The sequence below is a fragment of the Rhodosalinus sp. FB01 genome, assembly GCF_041365715.1.
In the GTDB taxonomy this organism is placed as follows: domain Bacteria; phylum Pseudomonadota; class Alphaproteobacteria; order Rhodobacterales; family Rhodobacteraceae; genus Rhodosalinus.
This window is the reverse complement of sequence record NZ_JBGFSH010000026.1, coordinates 1-2,017: the sequence shown is the minus strand read 5'-3', so window position 1 is coordinate 2,017 and position 2,017 is coordinate 1. Positions and strand designations below refer to the sequence as shown.

The 2,017-nt window shown below is 56.8% G+C and carries 2 protein-coding genes; both read left to right on the top strand.

Annotated elements, in window-relative coordinates; all coding sequences use genetic code 11:
• The first annotated feature begins 447 nt into the window (after positions 1–447).
• Positions 448–639 (top strand): hypothetical protein, encoded by a 192-nt coding sequence (locus AB6A65_RS16330; protein WP_020324555.1) that lies wholly within the window; start codon positions 448–450, stop codon positions 637–639.
• A gap of 323 nt (positions 640–962) precedes the next feature.
• Complete coding sequence (locus AB6A65_RS16325) at positions 963–1,952, top strand: protein rep (protein ID WP_040207214.1); 990 nt, start codon at positions 963–965, stop codon at positions 1,950–1,952.
• Positions 1,953–2,017 lie beyond the last annotated feature (65 nt).

Genomic DNA, 2,017 nt, shown 5'->3' with positions numbered 1-2,017 from the left:
GATAGGGCTAACGCCGCAAAGTGACGTCACTCGATTACTGAGTTCGGATTCCGAACCTGGGTTTTTCTTCCGGTAATTTTCCGGAAGGCGCGCTTAGTAGTTTCTCATCTGGCGATGAGAAACGCGCGGTGGGGCAAGCCCACGAAAAACAAAAACTGATAACGGACAAGATGTGTTTTTGGAGTACCGCCATCACGATGCCGGTACCAAAAACGATCCGTCAGGGCTGCGCCCCGACACCCTGCCAACACCTCACGCCGCCAGATTAAAATCTGTCAGCGTTCGCCGTTCCCGAAATCGTCAAACGCTAAATCGCGGGGTCCCGCTGGCTTGCCAGTGGGTTCCGATTTAGTGATTGACGACAGCACCCGTAAAATACTTACAGGGGGTGGTTGTGATCACGCAGTGAGCGCAACCACCTGATAAGCGTTTTTTGAGGGGGTAGGCATGATCGTCAGACTGGATAACCGGCTGTTTGAGATTCTCGATGAGATGGGTGCGCATGTGGATCGGGAAATGTTCATGGCGGCCTATGCGCAGCGGAAGGCCGAAAAAGAAAATGATCCCCGGCATATCCGTCAACGGAAACTGACCAGGTTGGCTCATGATTTGATGTCAGAATCGGACCCTGAATTGTGAGCCTCGCGTGCGCGCGAGGGAAATCGGTCAGAAAATGGCCGGAGTCTCGTGCGCGCGATCCTTGTATTTATACTTAAGGGATAACTCTGGCGTCAAAAAACGCCGCCAGCCCTTGTGCCGCAAGGGTTTGAGTGTGATTTGCCTGAAAATGGTTTTGGAAGTATTCTGTCGGGAGTGGTCGCAGAAAAAAGCGACCCCCGCAACTGCGCTAACAGTTCGGGGGTGTGACCACCTGTAGGAATTCGAATTTGGACACGACAACACAGGTGATATGGCAATGATAACACGTCAAATGAGCCATCGCCCAGCATGGGGCGGTGTGCATGCAAAATCCTGAACTCCAGAACCTAACTGACTACTCCCCCTCAGATGCGCCGTGGGACGCTCACAGAAGCGTTTCTGACGACGTGGGAGGGATTTACCTGCTTGCGGCTGAATATGAGCGCTACGGGGCGCGTATGGCCTCCTGTGGCGGTTTACTGAGGTTTGGGTGGTCTACCCTCAAAGAAACCGGAGAAACGCGCCTGAGGCTGCGTGAGGCGCATTTCTGCCGTGTCCGGCACTGTCCTGTCTGCCAGTGGAGGCGCTCCCTGATGTGGCAAGCCCGTTTCTACCAGTCCCTGCCGCGTATCGTGGCGGATTACCCCGATTCCCGCTGGATGTTTCTGACCCTGACCGTGCGCAACTGCGCGATCGAGGAGCTGGGCGAGACGCTGAGCCGGATGAACACGGCTTTCCAGCGACTGAAGGACCGTAAAGAGTTCCGACCAGTTCAGGGCTGGATACGCACCACGGAAGTCACCCGCGGCAGTGACGGCAGCGCACACCCGCACTTCCACACCCTGATGATGGTTCCGCCGGGCATGCTTAACGGGAAGAGTTACGTCAGGCATGAACGCTGGGTTGAGCTGTGGCGTGAGTGCCTGCGGGTCAGTTACGATCCGAATGTCGATGTCCGGGCAGTGAAACCCCGCAAGCCGAAGGACGGCGAATCGCTGGCCTGCGCGACCGCCGAACTGGTGCGCGGCGCAGTGGCCGAAACCCTGAAATATTCCACGAAGCCGGCCGACATGGTGGCCGATCCTAAATGGTTCCTCGAACTGACCCGCCAGACGCACAAGCGCCGCTTTGTGGCGACCGGCGGCGCACTCAAAGACGTGCTGAAACTCGATCAGGAAACCGACGCCGACATGGTGATCGGGGATGATATTTCCGAGGGCGATGATGACGGTTCCCGCATCGCGTTCGAGTGGAAGACCGAGGTCAAAAAGTACCGGCGTTCGCCGACGAAAGATAAAACCGAATCAGACTAACAGGGTGTCGGGGCTGCGCCCTGACCATGAGGGCTTTGGGCATCCGTCACCTTGGTGGCGGTGTA